The organism is Pseudoalteromonas sp. ASV78 (genome assembly GCF_047806705.1).
In the GTDB taxonomy this organism is placed as follows: domain Bacteria; phylum Pseudomonadota; class Gammaproteobacteria; order Enterobacterales; family Alteromonadaceae; genus Pseudoalteromonas; species Pseudoalteromonas prydzensis_A.
Genome location: NZ_JBLOPA010000001.1, coordinates 1,502,646 through 1,522,325, shown reverse-complemented (window position 1 = coordinate 1,522,325; position 19,680 = coordinate 1,502,646). Strand labels below are relative to the sequence as shown.

Genomic DNA, 19,680 nt, shown 5'->3' with positions numbered 1-19,680 from the left:
GACAAATTGACGGATGTTACTTTTATTCTGCCAACAAAAAAGCGTTGCACATTGGCAACGCTTTTGTATATTTTTACGGCTTACGGCTTAATCTTTAGTCAAATAATCCAGTACCACTTGATGATGATCTTTGGTTTTAAATTTATCGAAAAAGTGCTTTATGGTGCCGTCTTGGCCAATTAAGAAGCTCAAACGGTGGATGCCGTCGTATTCTTTGCCCATAAATTTTTTGTAGCCCCAGACGCCGAATGCTTCGGCAATCGCGTGGTCTTCGTCTGAGAGTAAATCAAAGTTTAATTCTTTTTTGGTTTCAAAGTTTTTTAATTTTTTTACCGGATCCGGGCTGATACCCACGACGCGAGTGTTAAGTTGGGCTAATACGGCTTTTTCATCGCGTAGGTTTTCAGCTTGTACTGTGCAGCCGGGTGTTGAGGCTTTTGGATAAAAATACACTAATACTTGCTGCTCTTTTAATAGCTCTGCAAGGACAATGGTTTCGCCATCTTGGTTTTGTAAACTGAAAGCAGGTGCTTTATCGCCGGCTTGTAATGGATTAATGGTGTTCATGCTTTGCTCCTTAGCGAATACGTCGAAATATATAATCGACATTGAGAGTACGTGAAAGATCTTCAAATTGGACTTTAAAGCTGTCAATGTCAACCTCTACTGGAATGTTAAATTCCAGTTCACAGCGCATTATGGTGTCTTCATCTTCGTCATAGGTATCTGACTTTAAAGAGCATATACTGATATGTTTGTCGGCAAAAAAGCGCGTTACTTTACTTAACGTGCCAGGGGTGTCGATACCTGTATATTCGAGGGTGTAACCGGCACAAAATTCACTTTGAGTATGACTGGCGGTGCGCTTCATCATAGTGAGTAAACCTAGCTCCATGCCTTTGAGGGGCAGGGTGTGTTCAATACGGCTAATTGCCGACATATCGCCCGATAGCAACATAATAAAGGTAAATTCATTACCTAAGATGGCAATGCGGCTATCAATAATATTACAGTGACAGTCACTGACTAATTGGGTTAATTCACTGACAATACCAGGGCGATCATCGCCAATGGCAGTTAAAACGATCTGATGATTTGAAAAAGTAGTCATGAATTCAAGTACCTAGGTTATATTATTAATAACAATCAAAGTAAGCAAAGCCGGCAATTACCACCACACGGCGGCGAAGTTTAACACAAAACAATCGCGAAACTACAGAGCGAGCCAATTTAAGCTGTTATTAAAGCACGGTGTTTCTTGTTTTTAGTGGCATGGGAAAGTACCATAGTTAAAATTTTGCATATTAACTGGCTAGCATTACTGTTAAGCCGTATCCCAAAATAACGGGTTTTGCATAAAAACAAGATACGTAAAGTTAATATTGACTTTACACTGAACCAAATCGGCATAACCCACTCATATATTTGTTAAAACAATTAAGGGTATGCTAAGGAGAATTATCTGTGCAGTATTGGATCCCAAAAGCGCTTGCTGTAAGCGTGTTGGTTAGCTTGTCAGGATGTGGTGTGTTCACTGACGAAGCGCATCATAAACGTAATTACCGTGCCGGTGAGCCGGTACAAGTGCCAGGACAATTGGCGCAGCCAGCTCAAGATCCCATTTATAAGATGGAAGTGGCGGAGTATGATAATAATCCTGATTCAACAAATTACCGTCCGCCAGCGCAAGTATTAACTGTTGCAAAAGGCAGTTGGGTTGAAGAAGGTGATAAGCAAGCACGTGTTTATTTTGATAAAAACGATGGTATTGCCGATTTAGATGAATTTATTTGGGATTCAGTTCAGGCCGTATTAGTTGATCATCAAACAAAACCAATAAAACAAGATAAGTTATTAGGTTCAATTGAAACTGATTGGTATGCCATCATCAAGCCAGAAGAAGGTTGGTTATGGGATAGCGAAGATGAAATATCGCAACAACGCTTTATCTTTACAATTGAAGAAAAGTCGCACCAACGTACAGCATCATTAAGTGCTAAATTAGCAGAATATGAGAGTAAAGACGTGCCATTGACAGCTATTTTGCAACAACAGTTAGAAGTGCGAGCACTGAACCAAGTTGTGGCAGAATTTGATTATCGCTATCGTCAACTTGAAGTTGAAATACGTAAACAACAGGGCATTATTTCGCTGGAAATGGGCTTTGATAATAAAGGTAATGCGGCATTAGTGACCGAGCAAGATTACTTTGTAATATTCGAACGTTTCTCAGGATTCTTAGAGCGTTTATCATTTACTATTGTTGAAATTGACCAAGAGCGCGGCTTGATCACGGCTGATTACAACAAACCAGAATCAAGTGTATGGGATTCAATTTGGGGCGAAGAACTTGCTGAGTTACCTATTGAAGATGGTCAATATCAAATATTAGTCAGTCGTACCAAAGATGGCGGTACGAGCTTGACCTGGATGGATGACGAAGGCACAACCTTAGAGCCGGGTACAATGAATGATTTACAACAAGCATTAGAAAATGCTTTGCGTCAACGCGGTATTAAAATTTAATAATAAATAATAATAACCCACAAAAAGAGCTTTTGCTCTTTTTGTGGTTTCTACAGGTTGAAAACAATGTCTAATCTAACTTCCTCTGCCGAGCAGTTTGACTTAAAGGTATGGTTAACTTTTATCATTCCGTCGCTGATCGGTGTATTCTTGTTCATGACTCCAGTACCAATGGATGGAGCGATGACTATCCCCATTGCCGTTATGGCTAAAGCTGTAAAAACGGCGGTTGCATCCTATATTGATCTGTTGATCACCGTGATTATTTGTATTACCGGTGTTTTGTCTTTAGTGATGAAACTATTTAAACCAGCGGCATTAATGAAATCTGCTATTTTAAAGCACCTTTTTGATGTGCACTGGTTATGGTTAGTGATCCGTTTATTTGGTATGGCGTTTATTATTCTTACGGTTTTAAGCCTTAATAACCCAGATTTAAATTCAGCACTACCGGGCGTATTACAGCCTATTTTCACTGGTATCACTTCAGAAAATACCGGTGGCTTAGTATTAAAAGATTTGCTGCCCGTTTTATTTTCAGTGTTTATTTTAGCGGGTTTGTTACTGCCTTTGCTGTTGAATTTTGGCTTACTTGAATTAGTGGGAACATTATTAACTAAAGTGATGCGTCCGCTGTTTGGTGTGCCAGGGCGAAGTGCGGTTGATTGTGCAACGTCATGGTTAGGTGATGGCAGTGTGGGGATTTTAATGACCGCGCGCCAGTATGAAGAAAAACATTATACCCAGCGTGAAGCGGCGATTATTGGTACCACCTTCTCTGCCGTGTCAATTACATTTTGTTTAGTGGTATTAGGTCAAGTTGGGCTGGAGCAGTTATTTGCGCCGTTTTATTTAACGGTGTGTTTAGCTGGGGTTGTGGCCGCATTGATTGTGCCACGCATTCCGCCGTTGAGCTTTAAAAAAGATGTATTTATTGATGGCAGCCAACCTGATCCTCATAAAGAGCGGGTGCCTCACGGCAAGAATATTCTCACCCATGCTTTGCATGTAGCGCTGAACAAAGCTAAACACTCACCAGGCTTTGCCGGTACCATGAAAGAAGGCATTCACAACGCATTAGACATGGTGTTTGCGGTATTGCCAATCGTGATGGCGGTGGGCACGTTTGCGTTAGTTATTGCTGAATATACACCAATATTTGCTTATTTAGGCAAACCTTTCATTCCATTTTTAGAGTTATTACAGATCCCTGAAGCAGAAGCCGCCGCGCAAACGATTATGGTTGGCTTTGCTGATATGTTTATTCCATCAATTTTAGCTGCTGGCACCATTGAAAGTGATGTTACTCGCTTTATTATTGCGGCAATGAGTGTAACCCAGTTGATTTATATGTCGGAAGTGGGCGCGCTATTATTGGGTAGTAAAATTCCGGTAAATATTTTTGAGTTGTTCATAATATTCATTCTTAGAACATTGATCACGCTACCAGTTATTGCAGTTATGGCACATTGGTTAGTTGGTTAGGGTAATAAATAGCAAACATTAACGCTAAGGCCCTGCAGTGCAGGGCCTTTTTTATGCCAACGTTAAAGTGGTTTATCTATGAGTAAAATAGCTTGAGTAGCGGGCATAGGTTTGGCTTTTAAAAACCCTTGGCCAAAATCACATTTAGTTTGCTGCAAGATACTTAACTGCTCTTGGGTTTCAATTCCCTCAGCAATCACATCTAATTTAAGCGATGAAGCGAGTGATAAAATGGCATCAACCAATGGCGTGGCAGTGTCTTTTAGGTGATCAATAAAACTTTTATCGATTTTTAATACATGGATGGGTAATTGATGTAAATAACCTAAAGAAGAGTAGCCAGTGCCAAAATCATCTAAACATAACTTTACTTTTAATGGCGCTAAACCTTCGATTATCTTGGTAGCCAACTCTAAATTTTCGATTAAACCTGATTCGGTGATCTCCAAACATAAAGACCCTAACTCGAGCGCATATTTATTATAAATAGCGTGGATCTGTGTGATGAAATCAACACTTGCAAAGTGTCTGGATGAGACATTTACGGTGATCCGCAAAAATCGTTTCCCTTGCTGTTGCCAAGCCGCTATTTGTTTTGCTGCAAGCTCTAACAAATGCAGATCTAGATTAATAATTTGTCCGGTGCTTTCTGCTACTGGAATAAAGTCATTTGGTGCGACAAAGCCTTTACTCGGGTGATGCCAGCGTACAAGGGCTTCAAAACCGACCACATCACAATTTTGGATGCCAAAAATAGCTTGAAAATAAAGCTCAAACTCATCGTGCTCAATACCATGTTGTAAATCATTCTCTATATCTGCATGGCTTTTGAGCTTTTTGCGCATAGTATTGTTAAAAAACTTTACTTGTCCACGGCCAGTGGATTTAGCTTCGTACATTGCTGCATCGGCATGCTGCAATAATTGATAGGCTTTATCGTTTTCGTTTTCACAAAATGCAACGCCAATACTGGTGGACGCTTGTAATAAATGACCATCGATATTAAGCGGTGCCTGAAGTGCATTTTTGATCCGTTTTAGGGCATCGTTAATTTGGTTTTTATGGGTGATGTTCTCCATAAAAATAGCAAATTCGTCGCCACCGAGCCGTGCAAATGTATCGGTATTACGGATCGTGCCTTGAATTGATTTACAAATAGCAATTAGAAAGTGATCACCCACTTCATGCCCTAATGAGTCGTTGATGCTTTTAAAACGGTCAAAATCTAAATACAACAGCGCGTGATAGCACCCTTTAGGTGTACGCGTAAGTCGTAAGATACCGTGCTTTATACGGTCAATGAGTAAAGAACGATTCGCAAGGCCAGTTAATTCGTCATGTAAAGCGCGGTGTTCAAGCGCTTGGCGAGATAACTGCCTGTCGATGGCCATGCTAATTTGGCGGCTAACGTAAGTGAGTAGGGCACGGTCATGATCATTGTAATGGTGAGTTTTATCGTAACTTTGTACTACAATTACGCCACTCATATGCTCACTGACCCTAAATGGTACCCCAAGCCAAGATTCAGATTGGCGGCCCACCATTTTAAAATGACCAGCTGCAATATGCTGTTGGTATTCTTGTTTATTTAAAAGCAGTGATTGCTCTAAATTGAGCAAATAATAGGAGGCGGTATTTTTTAGTTGCTCTTTAGAGATTTTTTTATGGGCATTTGAGCGCACCCCTTCTTCTACAATATAAACAATATCAAGGATATCGATATTTTTATCGTATAAGCCTACCAAAAAGTTATCAGCACGCAGTAAGCTGGTCATAATGTTGTGTAATGACTCTAAAAAAGTATCTAAGTCATTGGCTTGGTAAGTTAAATTAGCTATTTGTAATAATGTGCCTTCCAGCTTTTGGGCACTATTTAATTGACTCACCGTTTGCTGTAAGTTTTCAACAGTGTTGACCTGATTTATTTTTGCGCTGAGCAAATGCGCGACGGTTGTTAAAATTTCTAGGTGAGCATCACTAAAATAATTACGTAGCGGGTGTTCACAGTCAATCACTCCTAAAACCTGCTGCTTATAAACTAATGGTACACATAGTTCAGACATAGCAGGGCGTACATCTGCGATATAACGGCTATCTGTACTGACATCACCAATAATAACAGCACGACCCGTTGAAGCAACATAACCAGTAATACCTTGGTTAAATGCAATGGTTTTTCGTTCTATGGCATAGTTACTATTAGCAGGAGACACTCCCATTGATGCGACTTCGTGCAAGGTTGTAGCACTTTCATCGGCAATATAAATAACACAATCAACAAAGCCTAACCGTTTAACTACTTCAGTGGTGACATAGTCGAACAATTCATCGAGTTTATCTAACTGTAATAAGCTTGAGGAAAACTGATTAATAATGCTCAGTTGCTCGGTTTTAACATCAAGCGCTGAAGATAAATCTATTTTATTCTGCATGTGCCACGCGTGAATATACCGTTTTTGTGTCATTGATATACTTATAGATTAACGGAATGTTAATAGATAGACAAAGAATAAATAAAATTAACAAGATCTGTATGTAAAGGTAAACGCACGGCAAACTATTGATGATGCAATGCTTTCATTCTATCCGTTGATAAAAAGCGTCAGTAAAAACCACAATAAAATCTTTACTCGGCTAGGGCATATGCATATGATCAATTAAATTCAGCCGTGGAAATAAGTAATGACAAATCAAGCCTCCAATACTCAAGCAACGTTAACTATCACCCGTCCAGATGACTGGCATGTTCATTTACGTGATGGAAATCAATTAAAAGATACAGTTAGGGATATTAGCCGCTATATGGGGCGCGCGATTATTATGCCAAACTTAGTTCCCCCAGCAACCTGTACTGAAACCGCTTTAGCGTATCGCGACCGCATTATGGCGGCAGGACCACAAGGTAGCTTTGAGCCGCTGATGGTACTTTATCTAACGGATAACACGAGCGCAGATGAAATTAAAAAAGCCCATGCTACGGGTAAAATTGTTGCTGCTAAAGTGTATCCAGCCGGTGCGACCACTAACTCAGACTCTGGTGTAACCTCAATTAAAAAGATTTACCCAGCATTAAAAGCCATGCAAGAAGTCGGCATGTTATTGCTGATCCATGGTGAAGTGACAGATTCATCGATTGATATATTTGATCGTGAAAAAGTGTTTTTAGAAACAATTTTAGTTGATGTTGTTAAAGACTTCCCAGAACTTAAAATTGTACTTGAGCATATTACAACCAAAGATGCCGTTGATTTTGTTAATAACGCTCCAGATAATCTGGCAGCAACCATTACCGCCCATCACTTGTTGTATAACCGCAATCATATGTTGGCGGGGGGAATTCGTCCACATTACTATTGTTTACCAATATTAAAGCGTAATAGCCACCAACAAGCACTGATTGAAGCGGCAACAAGCGGTAGTAAAAAGTTCTTTTTAGGCACAGATTCTGCGCCACACTATAAAGATAAAAAAGAAGCTGCCTGTGGCTGTGCGGGTGCGTATACGGCTCATGCTGCATTAGAGCTGTATGCTGAAGCGTTTGAAGACGCTGGTGCATTGGATAAATTAGAAGGGTTTGCTAGTCATTATGGCGCTGATTTCTATGGATTAGCCAGAAATGCTGATACCGTGACTTTAGTGAAGCAGCCTTGGACTGTGCCTGCAAGCTACCCGTTGGGTGACGATCATGTAGTACCTATTAAAGCTGAATCAATTATTGATTGGCAAGTGAAGTAACTATTTAACTTACTCAGGCGATTAAAAGGCCATTTTAGTTGCCTGTTTAGCATTAATATATGTCTTTATCGCGTGTAAAATCAGCAATTAAAGCCTGTTTAAAATAATTCTGAATTAATAGAGCTAAAACGATTTTATTATGTTAACCTTAACTTGCTTTGAGTTTTTGCGTATAGAATTTTCGGTTAATGTGCGGCGTTTATGGTTACCTGTTTGGTCAATTATTTCTTCCTGTACTTTACCCAAAGGATTTTTTGGGCATTCACTCAGGGAGGATATAGCCAATTATTGGCTGAATTTTAAATTTTGACTTACAGGAAAATATAGTATGTCAACTACTGGTAAAGTTAAGTTCTTCAACGAAGCTAAAGGTTTCGGTTTTATTGAACAAGAAAATGGCCCTGACGTATTCGTACATTTCAGCGCTATCACTGGCTCAGGTTTTCGCACTCTAAGCGAAGGTCAACAAGTCACTTTCAGCATCAAGCAAGGCCAAAAAGGCCCTGAAGCTGAGAACGTAGAACTAGCATAATTTTTATTATGTGAACCTAAGTTCAACTTGGTGAAACAGGACTCTGTTTCACCATAATTCCCCTCTCTATTACTAATATTTCTATACACCTAATTTTCTCTCTCTCACTTAATTAGCTATTTTTCTATTCTATTTCCTTGCAAACTCATGTTTAGATTGATCTATCTGTTGCCTAAAAAGCCAATAGAAGTGTTAGTTAACCTGAACTTTGGATAATAAATCTATCTCCTGCGGCTATTTGCAACGCTAACTGTGTGCCCGCTCTTGACGCGTAAATTCGCCTTGTTCTCCCTGAAATTTCCGGCTGGAGACTTTTATTAATATTTATGCTTTAAAATCAGCTCTTTAGTAAGTTTCTTAATCAGGGTTCAAGTTAATCAAGGGGCCATGTCTATCAGAGCAAACTCGTTTTGACAAAACAGATAGGGTGCTTCACGCTAAAACTGAAAGCTTAAAAAATATTACCTCAGCCGTAGCATTAATTTTACGTGGCTGTATATTTTCCCCCGTAAGAAGACTTGCTAAATAATGAAAAAGATCTCGATCCAATTCTAGCTGAATGTGAATTCACAATGATGGGATATTTAGTGAAGAGATTATCAAATCAGCAAATAGGTGAGAACTTTTTATTAGGAATAAAACAGTCAGTACCTATAAACTAAAATTTTTGAAAAGTGAGAGTCATTCAGTGCTCTCGCTCGCTCAATCAGTCAAAAATGAAGTCGTGTAAATTTTAGTGGTAAAAAAGCAGATACATTTTCCTTTAAACGGTCCGAACGGCAGTTATTTTATACCCTGTGCTCACGGTACATCTGCATAAAAAGGCTTTTTTACTGAATGATTACGCTTATTTGAAATTATTATTAACTTTTTTTAACCCATCTAGATTACACATAAAATGTTACATTAATGTTTTATGTTTCACCAGAGTAGATAAAACAGCTGTAGTTAGTGGCTTTTGCACCAGCTGAAAATATAGCGCTGTTGCATTTATGTTAATCCTTTGTTTTGTGTGTTTTAGTTTGCAATGATTGAATTAATTTATTTCCAGCTAATTCCAAACATCAAGTTGACAGCGTGCATTGCATTTAGCATTATTGGAGGGTTGATATCTATTAAAAGATATCAGGGTTGTCTCCTTCGGGAGGTAATTAAATTATAAAAGTAACATTACTTAATTGGTTGGGAACTATGTCTGTTAAAATCAGAAAGAGTCTTGTAGCAACTGCGTTGGTTGGCGCGTTTGCATTCGCAAGCAGCAATGTGATTGCAGATCCTTTGAATGACGTGCAAAAAGCAGGTCTACAAATTCAAACGGCTGCGGTTAAGTCTCAAACTAAAATTGACAACGTATATGGTCAAACTCAAGAGCTATTAGCTGAGTACCGTAGCGTTGTTGATGAATCTGAGCTTTTGAAAGTATACAACGATCACGTTGCACGTTTGGTCGCTGACCAAAATGCACAAATTGAATCGTTTGACCGTCAAATCGCTACGATCGACACCACAAAACAAAACGTTGTGCCTTTGATGTATCGCATGATCGATACGCTCGAGCAATTCATCAAAGCGGACGTTCCGTTTAACAGTGACGCTCGTTTAGCGCGTGTTGAAAGATTACGTGAAACAATGGTTTCTTCTTCTGTAACTACATCAGAGAAATTCCGTCAAGTATTAGAAGCATACACAATTGAAGCTGCATATAGCTCTTTAGTTGCTGCTTCACAAGGTACTTTAGAAGTTGATGGCAAGAGCATTAACGTTGATTTCGGCCAACTTGGTCGTATCACTTACGTTGCTCAATCGTTTGACTTAAAGCACGCATGGGTATGGGATAACAACACTAAACAGTGGAAAGAATTAGGTGATGAATACCTAAAACCTGTTAAAGAAGTTATTCGTATGGCGCGTAAGCAAGCGACATTAGAACTTGTTAAACTACCAATCTTTGGCGCGGAGTAATCAATAATGAAGAAACTATTTAAAGGTTTTGCTGTTGCAGCAGTACTATCTGTTTCTGCAGGTACCGCGCTTAACGCACATGCAAATACAGGTGCTTTAGATAAAATCCTAGAGCAAGTAAAGCAAGAGCGTATCTCTGAAGGCAAAATCAATAAGCAACGTGAGCAAGAGTTCTTATCAGATCGTGCAGATAAGCAAGCGTTACTTAATAAAGCGAAAAGCCAATTAGCTGCTGAAAAAGCACGTGGTGATAGCTTAACTAAACAATATGCACAAAACGAAAATACCTTAGCTGAGAAAGAGGCTGCTCTTCAAAGTGCACAAGGTACATTAGGTGAAATGTTTGGTGTTGTACGTCGTGCTGCACAAGATGCAATCGGTTCAATCGAAGCATCTCTTGTTTCTGCTGAAAAGCCAGGCCGTGCTGAAATCTTACGTTCATTAGCTGCGGCTAAAGAATTACCAACAGTTCGTGAACTTGAAGAACTTTGGATTTCACTACAAACTGAAATGACTGAGTCAGCGAAAGTTTCAACATTCGAAACTGAAGTTGCTGGTCTTGACGGAAACGCGACAGTTAAGAAAGTAACCCGTATCGGTAACTTCAACTTAGTAACAGACGATGGCTACTTAATCTATTCGCCTGAAACTAAATCGATTCAGCCGCTAGGTAAACAACCTGATGGTTATATTCTTGCTGGTATCAGTGACTTAGAAAATACGTCTGCTGATAATTATGCTGGTGTATATCTGGATCCAACGCGTGGTGCTATCTTACGTATCAATACGCAAAAAGCGACACTTGAAGAATACTATCACCAAGGTGATGTAGTTGGTTATATCATCACTGCGTTATTAGGTTTAGGTTTATTAATCTTCCTAGCTCGCTTTGTTGACCTTACGCTTACAACAAGCAAAATCAACAGTCAGCTTAAAAATGTTGCTACACCGAATACAAATAACCCACTGGGTCGTATTCTTAAAGTGTACCATGACAACAAAAATCAAGACGTTGAAAACCTTGAGCTTAAACTTGATGAAGCGATTCTTCGTGAAACGCCACGCATCGAAGCTGGTATCAATATCATTAAAATCCTTGCTGCAATCGCGCCACTACTTGGTCTACTAGGTACGGTAATCGGTATGATCTTAACGTTCCAAACAATCACATTGTTCGGTACAGGTGATCCGAAGATCATGGCAGGTAACATCTCTCTAGCACTTGTAACTACTGCGCTAGGTCTAATTGCTGCATTACCACTTATCCTTCTTCACGCTGTTGTTGCGGGTCGTAGTAAGTCGGTATTACACATCCTTGATGAGCAAAGCGCTGGTATCGTTGCTACTCACGCGGAGAAGGAGAAAGCCTAATGCTAGTCCTGATGGAGATCTGGGAATCTATCAGGGATTTTGTTGGCACAGGCGGCCAGGTTTTATACGTGGTCGCGATAGCACTCTTTATCATGTGGGTTTTAATGATTGAGCGCTATTGGTTCTTACTTGCTGAGTTTCCTCGTTTATCGAAAGGAATTGTAGCAAAGTGGGATGCCCGCCAAGACACTACGTCTTGGTACGCACACAGAATCCGTGAAGCATGGATTTCTGAAGCGTCTGAAAAATTAGATCAGCGTATGTTGTTGATTAAAACATTGGTAGCTGTTTGTCCTTTAATTGGCTTGCTAGGTACAGTAACAGGCATGATCGCGGTTTTCGAAACCATGGCTAGCCAAGGTACAGGTAATGCACGTTTAATGGCATCAGGTATTTCAATGGCAACAATCCCAACAATGGCTGGAATGGTTGCGGCATTATCTGGAGTATTTTTTAGCTCACGCCTTGAGGCAAAAGCTAAAATGGTGAAAGCCAAACTTATTGATAGTATGCCTCATCACTAGAGAGAGAATTAAATATGGCACGTAAACAACGTTTTCGTGAAGAAGAAGATGCAACGGTAGATATGACACCGATGCTTGACATCGTATTTATCATGCTTATTTTCTTTATCGTAACTACATCGTTCGTTAAAGAGGCTGGTATCGAGGTCAATAAACCAAAAGCGGCCCAAGCTACGAAGCAAAAAAATGCTAACATTTTTATTGCAATTCGTGACAACGGCGAGATCTGGATTGATAAACAACAAGTTGATGTTGAACGTGTTTCAGCAAAAATTGAAAGTTTATTAGCAGAACAACCTACTGAAGTTGTAATTTTGCAAGCTGACAAAGATGCAAAACATGGCGTAGTGGTTAAAGTTATGGACCAGATCAAAGCGACGGGTGATAACCTGAGAATTTCAATAGCTGGAGATCAGTAATGATTCGTTTTCTGTTTTCACTGATTGCAGGTGGGGCAGTTACTTTCGGCTTGTTCTACTTCATGGCTTTCCTCATTTCTGGTGGGGCTGACCGTAATACGGAACAAAAAGAGCAGATCATAGTCGAAATTATGACGAATCCGCCTGAATCTAAGGTGCAGGAACGGAAGCGAGTACCGCCTCCGCCGCCTCCACCGCCAAAGCAGCCGCCTAAACCGCAGCCGCCACAGCCGGAAAATAACAATCCAAATCCTGGTGCAATGTCATTTAATATGGGCAGCATCGATGTGGGAAGTTCGGCAGGTGGTCTAAGTGGTCCAGGGGCATTCGGACGAGATGGTGATGCGACACCTATCGTTCGTATTGAACCAAAATATCCAACACAAGCAGCACGTGATGGTAAAGAAGGTTGGGTACAACTTTCATTCTCAATCGATGAGTTAGGTGGCGTAACTGATATTGAAGTTATTGACGCAGACCCTAAACGTATTTTCGATAGAGAAGCAAAACGTGCATTGAGCAAGTGGAAATACCGTCCTAAAATTATTGATGGTAAAGCACAAAAGCAAGTTGGTTTACAAGTTCAGCTAGACTTTAAAATTAACCAAGGCAACTAAGGAGGCAAGTAATGAGAAATTTATCTAAAGTAACAGCTCTTGCGGTACTTATGTCTTTCTCGGGTGCAGTATTTACTGCATCCGCTCTAGCCGCGCCAGATTACGCAAAGATTGAAGAGCGTAAAAAAGCAAAGACTAGAGTGATGGGAGAGCGTGTTGGTAAAAAAGTTATCAAAGCGTTTGACTTGTATAACGAAGATAAGCTTGATGAAGCTATCGCCATGTTGAAAGAATTAGAGCCTTCTGATGATTTCGACAAAGCAACAGTTAATCGCTACTTAGGTAGCATGTATGGTCAAAAAGAGCAGTATAAAACTGCGATTAAACACCTACAGTTAGCCGTTGCCGATGATGTGTTAAACTTTGCCGATCAAGAACAAAGTTTAAAAACACTTGGCGATATGTACGCTGGTACTGAGCAGTATGAAAAAGCCAAAGAAGCTTATGTAGCGTGGATGGACTTTACTGGTGAAGAAGATGCAACGGTTTATACGCGTATAGCCCAAGCTAACTACCAGTTAGGTAAATTCCGTGATGTTTTTACACCAGCTGATAAAGCAATTAAACTTCAAAAAGAGCCTAACAAAGGCCCTTACCAACTTAAATTAGGTTCATATTTTGAACTTAAAGACTATAAAAATATGGTCAAAGTTGGTGAAGAAATTGTTCGTATCTGGCCAGATGATAAAAAAGCATGGGTAAGCTTAGGTAAATACTACCTTCAGACGGAAGACTATAAAACCGGTCTTGCAACGATGGAAGTAGCTTACAAAAATGGTTATTTTGAAACTGAAGTTGATTATAAAGTTTTGTCTAACTTCTATTCATTGAATGAAATTCCTTATAAAGCCGCTAAGGTTTTAGAGAAGTCAATTGATGATAAGATTGTTAAACGTACAAAAGCTAATATCAGCGCAGTAGCAAGTAATTATCATCGTTCTAAAGATATTGCAAAAGCAGCTAAATACTATGAAGAAGCGGCAAAATTTGATGACGACGCTGAGCTTTATCGCAAAGCAGGTTCATTATTATTGCAATCGCAAAATTATAGTGCAGCCGTTGTTCGTTTGAACAAGGCACTTGAATTAGGTTCTGATAAGCAAGGAACTATTTATTCAGATTTAGCCGAAGCTTATTATTATCAAGAAAAGTATAAGCAAGCTTATGCTGCAATTACTAAAGCAATGGACGACCCGCGCACACGTAAGTTTGCAAAAGGTTGGTCTGCATTTATTAAAGATAAAGCCGCTCGCAACGGTGTTAAAATTTAACTTTAATTTGCTATAGCAATTTATAAAAAGCCCCATAGGGGCTTTTTTTATTGGATTATACTCATGATAAAAAACTTAATATGGATATGCCTCAGTGCACTTTTTTTGAGTGCATGTAGTGATGTAAATAAGCAGTATCAAAGTGAAGAGCAAGCCCAACAAGCATTACACTCACTGAATCAATTTTTAAGACCGACGAGTAAAGGTACAAGCGTTAGTGTATCTGAGTCGCAGTGGCCATTTAGTGATGCGTATTTAAAAGAGCGCCACACAATCTATCAAGCGATGCAATCTCTTGAATTAGCACCTGTTGATAAACATTTATTAGATTACCTCATTATTGCAGAACGTTTTCCGCAGCGTTACTTCAGCTGGCCGGTTTATATTCCAGTGCTTGAAAATATGCTTGAATATAATCAGCAACAGGATATTTCAGCAGGCATCGCTGGTTGGATCCGTTTTACACAGCAACAATTAGTGTCAGCGCAAGAAAGTAAACTTAGACTCAATTCTATCGAGCTTACGGCATTGCAAACGCAAGTAGCAAAAAGTCTTGCTGGTGATGATCTCCCAGCCATTATTAAGCAAACGTTGACCAATTTTAACGTTTTTTTAGCGTCCTATACGCCACGAGGTAGTGCTGGTTTGCATGGTTTATCGAATGGTGGGCCTTGGTACCAAAGTAAACTAAACTACTTCTCAGGGACTACGAAAGCCCCCATCAACTGGCTGGTTGCAGTGCAATCTCAATTGCAAGGTAGCCAACAGGAAGTATATTCGCTTAATTTAGCGATTGATCATCAACACTCAGTGCTTGAGCAGCGTTTTGCACAGTCTAAAAATCAAATCGCCGGTTTTGATTGGGCGCAAAACTACCAAAACCTTAGCAGCTCTGCTCAGCAAGTAGCAGCAGGACTCAGTAATGAAGAGCGAACATTTTGGCTTACGATGATGGAAACCGATCTTGGCATTCATTACCATGCTTGGACAGTGCAACAAGCGAAAGTTAATTTACTGAAACGGTTAAAAATGACGCCACAACAAGTCGACTACTTAGTGGCTGATATCATTTTTTATCCGGCGCAAAGTTTTGCGTTCGCAACACTTTTAACAACACCGTAAATTAGCTTGCGGATTTTTATAATTTTGACTCGCAGTTGCCACAGCGCTGCGCTGTTGGATCGGCATTTAGCCGTTGCGGGTCAATTTTTTCTTCACAGTCACAGCAATAGCCGTATTGGCCAATATCAATTTGGCAAACCGCTGCTTCAAGCTGCTCTAAGCGTAAAATGATATCTTGGTATTCAGTGCCAAGCTGCTTTTGTGTGAGTTCTAACCACTGCTCAGGGTTGTGTTCGTGTAACGTCGCAACCAATGCATGATGAATAAGGTTATTTGAGTCTGAGAGCCTCAATAGTAAGGCTTGCCTTACTTGCTGCAACTCTGTATTTAGTAACTGAAGGTGGTGTTGAGCATTGATCATTGTCATTATCCTCGTTGAGCAATGCTACAGTATTCATTAATTAAAGAAAGGCACTATGATGTGTGTCAAATTAAGGTGCAATTGCGTATTTTTTCAAAACATCTGCCACATCTTCTTTTATCTTTAAGCGTCTGATCTCATCAAATAAAGTATCAGCTTGAGAGTATTGACGTTTTAAATAGCCCAACCATTGCTTTGTGCGAGAAGCAAAATATTTTTCATCTTTAGCGGGATCATGGTGGATGGCTGAATTAATTAAATGATGCAGAATATGTTCCCATTGCAGGCTTGCGTATTGTTCACCATTAACATGTGCTTTTATTTTTTGTGCAAGATCTGGGTGAGAAAGCGCACCACGGCCTAGCATTAAGTCTGTGCAGCCACTGCGTTGCTGGCACAGTAGCGCGTCTTCTACTTGCCAAATTTCGCCATTTGCCACCACGGCTATATCTTTATCTTTGATAAGCGGTGGGATTTTTTCCCAATAAGCGGGCGGGTTATAACCGTCTCGTTTTGTACGAGCATGAATAGCAATGCTATTGGCACCGGCGCTGACAACGGCATCGACAATTTCTTGGCTGTTACTGTCATCATCAAACCCTAAACGAATTTTAGCGCTTACTTGATGTTCGCTGGGTACGGCGTCACGGACTGCTTTAATGATTTCATACATGTGCTCAGGATCTTTTAATAGCACGGCACCGCCTTTACTTTTGTTGACCGTTTTAGCTGGGCAACCAAAATTAAGGTCAACGCCATGAGAACCGAGTTCGATTACTTTCACCGCATTTTCTGCCAGTGCGTGCGCAACTTGGCCAAGCAATTGGATGCGAACGGGTGTGCCAGCACGCGTTAAGCCATTGTTTTGCAATTCAGGGCAGTAGCGATTAAACACTTTGTCGGGTAAGCAAGCATCTATCACACGTACAAATTCAGTGACGCATAAATCAAAGCCACCAATATCGGTGAGTAGCTGACGCATTTTAAAATCGACAACCCCTTCCATAGGTGCTAAAACTAATTTCATGATCGAGGCACTTTTGACTTTAGAAAAGGAGCCGTAGTTTACCTGTAAATATAACATTGATAAATGCCAATTTTACTCCCATAGTTAACCTCAGTTGTACGACTTCTGCAGTGAGAGCAAAAAATAATATAAAAATTTGCAGGCAAGTGAAATATTATTTTTTGTAGCGAGGTCTACTTATTACTTATTACTTATTACTTATTACTTATTACTTAGTACATCCTTTGTTTAGAGAGAGTCATAAAATGAATACAATTAAAAAGAATTCGATTGCGTTAACATTAGGCGCAGTAGTAGTAGGCAGCACAAGTTTCATTTCTGCAGATGTACAAGCAAATCCGTTTGAATTTCAACAACTGGTGACGGGTTACCAAGTTGACGCTAGCGAAGGTAAATGCGGCGAAGGTAAATGTGGCGGCGATGCTAAAACTAAAGACGACAAAGCTAAAAAAGAAGGTAAATGCGGCGAAGGTAAATGTGGTGGCGATGCTAAAACTAAAGACGACAAAGCTAAAAAAGAAGGCAAGTGCGGTGAAGGTAAATGTGGCGGCGCTGCTAAAGACGCCAAAGCTAAAAAAGAAGGCAAATGCGGTGAAGGTAAATGTGGTGGCGCTGCTAAAGACGCCAAAGCTAAAAAAGAAGGCAAATGCGGCGAAGGTAAATGTGGTGGCGCTGCTAAAGATGCCAAAGCTAAAAAAGAAGGCAAATGTGGCGAAGGTAAATGCGGTGGCCGTAGCTAATTTGTATGATAAAAATTAGTCGCAATGCTTGATCAGGGCCTGCATAGGCCCTTTTTATTGGTGGAGATTTAAATGGCAGTAATCAAACAAAATGAATTTGGCATGGTAGGCCTTGGTTTACGTCGAGAAATGCTCGATGAGTTGCTTACTCATATGCCAAGCCAAATTGATTTTATGGAAGTTGCACCAGAAAATTGGTTAAAACTGGGTGGCCGTTTCGCTAAACAATTTAAGTCACTTACTGATACTAATAATTTCCTCTGTCATGGTTTGTCATTATCCATCGGCTCTCCCGAACCGTTAGATATTGAATTTGTAAAATCATTAAAAGTATTTTTTGAAACACATAACATTAAACTCTTTAGCGAGCACCTCAGTTATTGCTCAGGCAGCGGGCATATGTATGATTTAATGCCAATCCCGTTTACTGAACAAGCCGTTAAACATGTTGTTTCTCGTATTAAACAAGTACAAGATATTCTTGAGCAACAAATAGCAATTGAAAATGTTTCTTATTATGCCGCACCAGATCAGCAAATCAGTGAGTTGGATTTTACCAATGAAATTTTACAGCAAGCTGACTGTAAACTACTGCTTGATGTAAATAACATTTATGTGAATTCAATAAATCATGGTTATGACAGTGAACATTTCTTAGCAAACTTACCATCAAACCGCATAGCGTATGGTCATGTCGCTGGGCATTATAACGAAGCGGATGATTTAATCGTCGACACGCATGGTGCGGATGTGATTGATCCAGTGTGGCAATTGCTTGATCTTGCCTATCAACATCACGGGGTATTTCCTACCTTATTAGAGCGTGATTTTAATATTCCTGCCATTCCTGAGCTTATAAAAGAGCTGGATATCATTCATCAGTTACAAGCTAAACACGCTATAACTCAGAATAAAGAAAGTGCCTGATATGAATTTTATTGATAGCCAACTTGCGTTTATGGCGCATATTCGCGATCCACAATTACAGCCCAAACCGGATGGCATCGAAGACCGCCGTATGGCTATTTACCGTGATTTATTTTTTAATAATATCAATGGTTTTATTTCCTCTGGTTTTCCGGTACTGAAAACACTTTACAGCGATGATGACTGGATAAGGTTAGTGCGGCGGTTTTTTGCAGAGCACGATTGCCACTCACCTTATTTTTTGGATATTGCGGGTGAGTTTATTACATATTTAAGTAATGACTATATTTTGCAACCAAGCGATCCAGTATTTATGTTGGAGCTTGCCCATTATGAATGGGTTGAGCTTGATGTATCAATAGCGCAAACTGATCCACTGGAATGTGCTATTACTGGTGAGCTAACTGAGCTGCCTCTTTATCTAAGCAGCAGTGCCAGAAATTTGAGTTATCAGTTTGCTGTGCAGCATATCAGTGTGGATTTTCAGCCGCAGCAGCCCAGTGAGCAAGCTCATTATTTTGTGGTATACCGTGATGCAGATGACGAAGTACAGTTTCTTGCCACCAATGCAATGACGGCGCTGTTATTATCGATTATAGATGTCACCCCAGGTATTCGTTTACCTGCTTTGGTGGCGCAAGTTGCTCAACAAGCCCCACAATTTACGACAGAGCAATTATTTCAAGGTGCGACTGCAACGTTAAATGCGATGGCTTCACTTGGTGTCATCGTGACAAAAAATCCCCCTTAAAACCTTTATTGATTATTTTACATCGTCTATTATGTGCGCCTTAATTTGTCGCGCTTAATAAAAGGTAGTACTTCATGTCTGAAGATAAAGATTTTAAAGACCCATTTAATGCAATGTATTTTTTTGCGTTTTTAGCCGTGTTTGTAGGAATTGGCTGTTTAAATGCAATCCTAGGCTGGATCACCACTGTATCTTAATTTGCACCATGCAAATTTAGAGGCTGCCTTTGCAGCCTTATCTTTTTCTAAACTTCCTGCCGACAACTGATTTTTGTAATGTTATACTTCTCTGCTTTGTAATATTACAGATA

The 19,680-nt window shown here is 39.9% G+C and carries 20 protein-coding genes; 15 read left to right on the top strand and 5 right to left on the bottom strand.

Translation table 11 applies throughout. From position 1 onward, the window contains the following. Nucleotides 1–87 precede the first annotated feature (87 nt). Together bcp and ACMVDV_RS06835 are read right to left on the bottom strand one after the other, a co-directional pair. Nucleotides 88–567, bottom strand: a complete 480-nt coding sequence (gene bcp, locus ACMVDV_RS06840; RefSeq protein WP_304180519.1) for a thioredoxin-dependent thiol peroxidase — start codon at nucleotides 565–567, stop codon at nucleotides 88–90. A gap of 10 nt (nucleotides 568–577) precedes the next feature. Further along, nucleotides 578–1,111, bottom strand: coding sequence for a glycine cleavage system protein R (locus ACMVDV_RS06835; protein WP_301561988.1), 534 nt, complete (start codon nucleotides 1,109–1,111; stop codon nucleotides 578–580). A 353-nt stretch (nucleotides 1,112–1,464) separates the two neighbouring features. On the opposite strand from ACMVDV_RS06835, the gene bamC reads away from it, so the two are divergent. Then, the gene (gene bamC, locus ACMVDV_RS06830) at nucleotides 1,465–2,526 is read left to right on the top strand and encodes an outer membrane protein assembly factor BamC (protein WP_416157625.1); all 1,062 of its coding nucleotides are present in this window, start codon (nucleotides 1,465–1,467) and stop codon (nucleotides 2,524–2,526) included. A 66-nt stretch (nucleotides 2,527–2,592) separates the two neighbouring features. Then, nucleotides 2,593–4,011 carry a YjiH family protein gene (locus tag ACMVDV_RS06825; protein ID WP_416157624.1) on the top strand — a complete coding sequence of 473 codons (1,419 nt, stop codon included), beginning with the start codon at nucleotides 2,593–2,595 and terminating at the stop codon, nucleotides 4,009–4,011. 62 nt (nucleotides 4,012–4,073) lie between these two features. Here ACMVDV_RS06825 and ACMVDV_RS06820 read toward each other — a convergent pair whose 3' ends face one another. Then, on the bottom strand, nucleotides 4,074–6,443 hold the full coding sequence (locus ACMVDV_RS06820) for an EAL domain-containing protein (protein ID WP_416159064.1): 2,370 nt from the start codon (nucleotides 6,441–6,443) through the stop codon (nucleotides 4,074–4,076). Between the two features lie 250 nt (nucleotides 6,444–6,693). Between ACMVDV_RS06820 and pyrC the strand changes: the two genes are divergently transcribed. The 9 genes from pyrC to ACMVDV_RS06775 all read left to right on the top strand — a co-directional run bounded on the left by pyrC (nucleotide 6,694) and on the right by ACMVDV_RS06775 (nucleotide 15,564). Then, a complete protein-coding gene (gene pyrC, locus ACMVDV_RS06815; protein ID WP_416157623.1) occupies nucleotides 6,694–7,746 on the top strand; it encodes a dihydroorotase in 1,053 nt (350 codons plus the stop codon). A gap of 328 nt (nucleotides 7,747–8,074) precedes the next feature. Further along, nucleotides 8,075–8,278, top strand: coding sequence for a cold-shock protein (locus ACMVDV_RS06810; protein ID WP_064668395.1), 204 nt, complete (start codon nucleotides 8,075–8,077; stop codon nucleotides 8,276–8,278). Nucleotides 8,279–9,469: 1,191 nt separating this feature from the next. Then, the gene (locus tag ACMVDV_RS06805) at nucleotides 9,470–10,240 is read left to right on the top strand and encodes a DUF3450 domain-containing protein (RefSeq protein WP_416157622.1); all 771 of its coding nucleotides are present in this window, start codon (nucleotides 9,470–9,472) and stop codon (nucleotides 10,238–10,240) included. 6 nt (nucleotides 10,241–10,246) lie between these two features. Further along, complete coding sequence (locus tag ACMVDV_RS06800) at nucleotides 10,247–11,611, top strand: MotA/TolQ/ExbB proton channel family protein (RefSeq protein ID WP_416157621.1); 1,365 nt, start codon at nucleotides 10,247–10,249, stop codon at nucleotides 11,609–11,611. Then, a complete protein-coding gene (locus ACMVDV_RS06795; protein WP_416157620.1) occupies nucleotides 11,611–12,135 on the top strand; it encodes a MotA/TolQ/ExbB proton channel family protein in 525 nt (174 codons plus the stop codon). The genes ACMVDV_RS06800 and ACMVDV_RS06795 overlap by 1 nt, the downstream gene beginning before the upstream one ends. 14 nt (nucleotides 12,136–12,149) lie before the next feature. Then, nucleotides 12,150–12,554, top strand: coding sequence for an ExbD/TolR family protein (locus ACMVDV_RS06790; RefSeq protein WP_054205753.1), 405 nt, complete (start codon nucleotides 12,150–12,152; stop codon nucleotides 12,552–12,554). Further along, on the top strand, nucleotides 12,554–13,171 hold the full coding sequence (locus ACMVDV_RS06785; RefSeq protein ID WP_416157619.1) for an energy transducer TonB: 618 nt from the start codon (nucleotides 12,554–12,556) through the stop codon (nucleotides 13,169–13,171). The genes ACMVDV_RS06790 and ACMVDV_RS06785 overlap by 1 nt, the downstream gene beginning before the upstream one ends. A gap of 11 nt (nucleotides 13,172–13,182) precedes the next feature. Then, entirely contained in the window at nucleotides 13,183–14,442 is a 1,260-nt protein-coding gene (locus ACMVDV_RS06780; RefSeq protein WP_416157618.1) for a hypothetical protein, read from the top strand. Nucleotides 14,443–14,505: 63 nt separating this feature from the next. After that, nucleotides 14,506–15,564, top strand: coding sequence for a hypothetical protein (locus tag ACMVDV_RS06775; RefSeq protein ID WP_416157617.1), 1,059 nt, complete (start codon nucleotides 14,506–14,508; stop codon nucleotides 15,562–15,564). Nucleotides 15,565–15,580: 16 nt separating this feature from the next. Here the strand turns inward: ACMVDV_RS06775 and ACMVDV_RS06770 are convergent, their stop codons facing one another. After that, entirely contained in the window at nucleotides 15,581–15,925 is a 345-nt protein-coding gene (locus ACMVDV_RS06770; protein ID WP_304184262.1) for a TraR/DksA family transcriptional regulator, read from the bottom strand. A 70-nt stretch (nucleotides 15,926–15,995) separates the two neighbouring features. Continuing rightward, nucleotides 15,996–16,952, bottom strand: a complete 957-nt coding sequence (locus ACMVDV_RS06765) for a tRNA-dihydrouridine synthase (RefSeq protein WP_416157616.1) — start codon at nucleotides 16,950–16,952, stop codon at nucleotides 15,996–15,998. 245 nt (nucleotides 16,953–17,197) lie between these two features. Here ACMVDV_RS06765 and ACMVDV_RS06760 point away from each other — a divergent pair, with 245 nt between their 5' ends. The 4 genes from ACMVDV_RS06760 (at nucleotide 17,198) to ACMVDV_RS06745 (ending at nucleotide 19,567) form a co-directional block, all read left to right on the top strand. Next, nucleotides 17,198–17,692, top strand: coding sequence for a hypothetical protein (locus ACMVDV_RS06760; protein WP_416157615.1), 495 nt, complete (start codon nucleotides 17,198–17,200; stop codon nucleotides 17,690–17,692). Between the two features lie 102 nt (nucleotides 17,693–17,794). Then, complete coding sequence (locus ACMVDV_RS06755) at nucleotides 17,795–18,619, top strand: DUF692 domain-containing protein (RefSeq protein ID WP_414704858.1); 825 nt, start codon at nucleotides 17,795–17,797, stop codon at nucleotides 18,617–18,619. A gap of 1 nt (nucleotide 18,620) precedes the next feature. Continuing rightward, nucleotides 18,621–19,370: a DNA-binding domain-containing protein gene (locus ACMVDV_RS06750; protein WP_416157614.1), complete on the top strand. Its 750-nt coding sequence runs from the start codon at nucleotides 18,621–18,623 to the stop codon at nucleotides 19,368–19,370. A 74-nt stretch (nucleotides 19,371–19,444) separates the two neighbouring features. Beyond that, nucleotides 19,445–19,567, top strand: coding sequence for a hypothetical protein (locus ACMVDV_RS06745; protein WP_416157613.1), 123 nt, complete (start codon nucleotides 19,445–19,447; stop codon nucleotides 19,565–19,567). Nucleotides 19,568–19,680 lie beyond the last annotated feature (113 nt).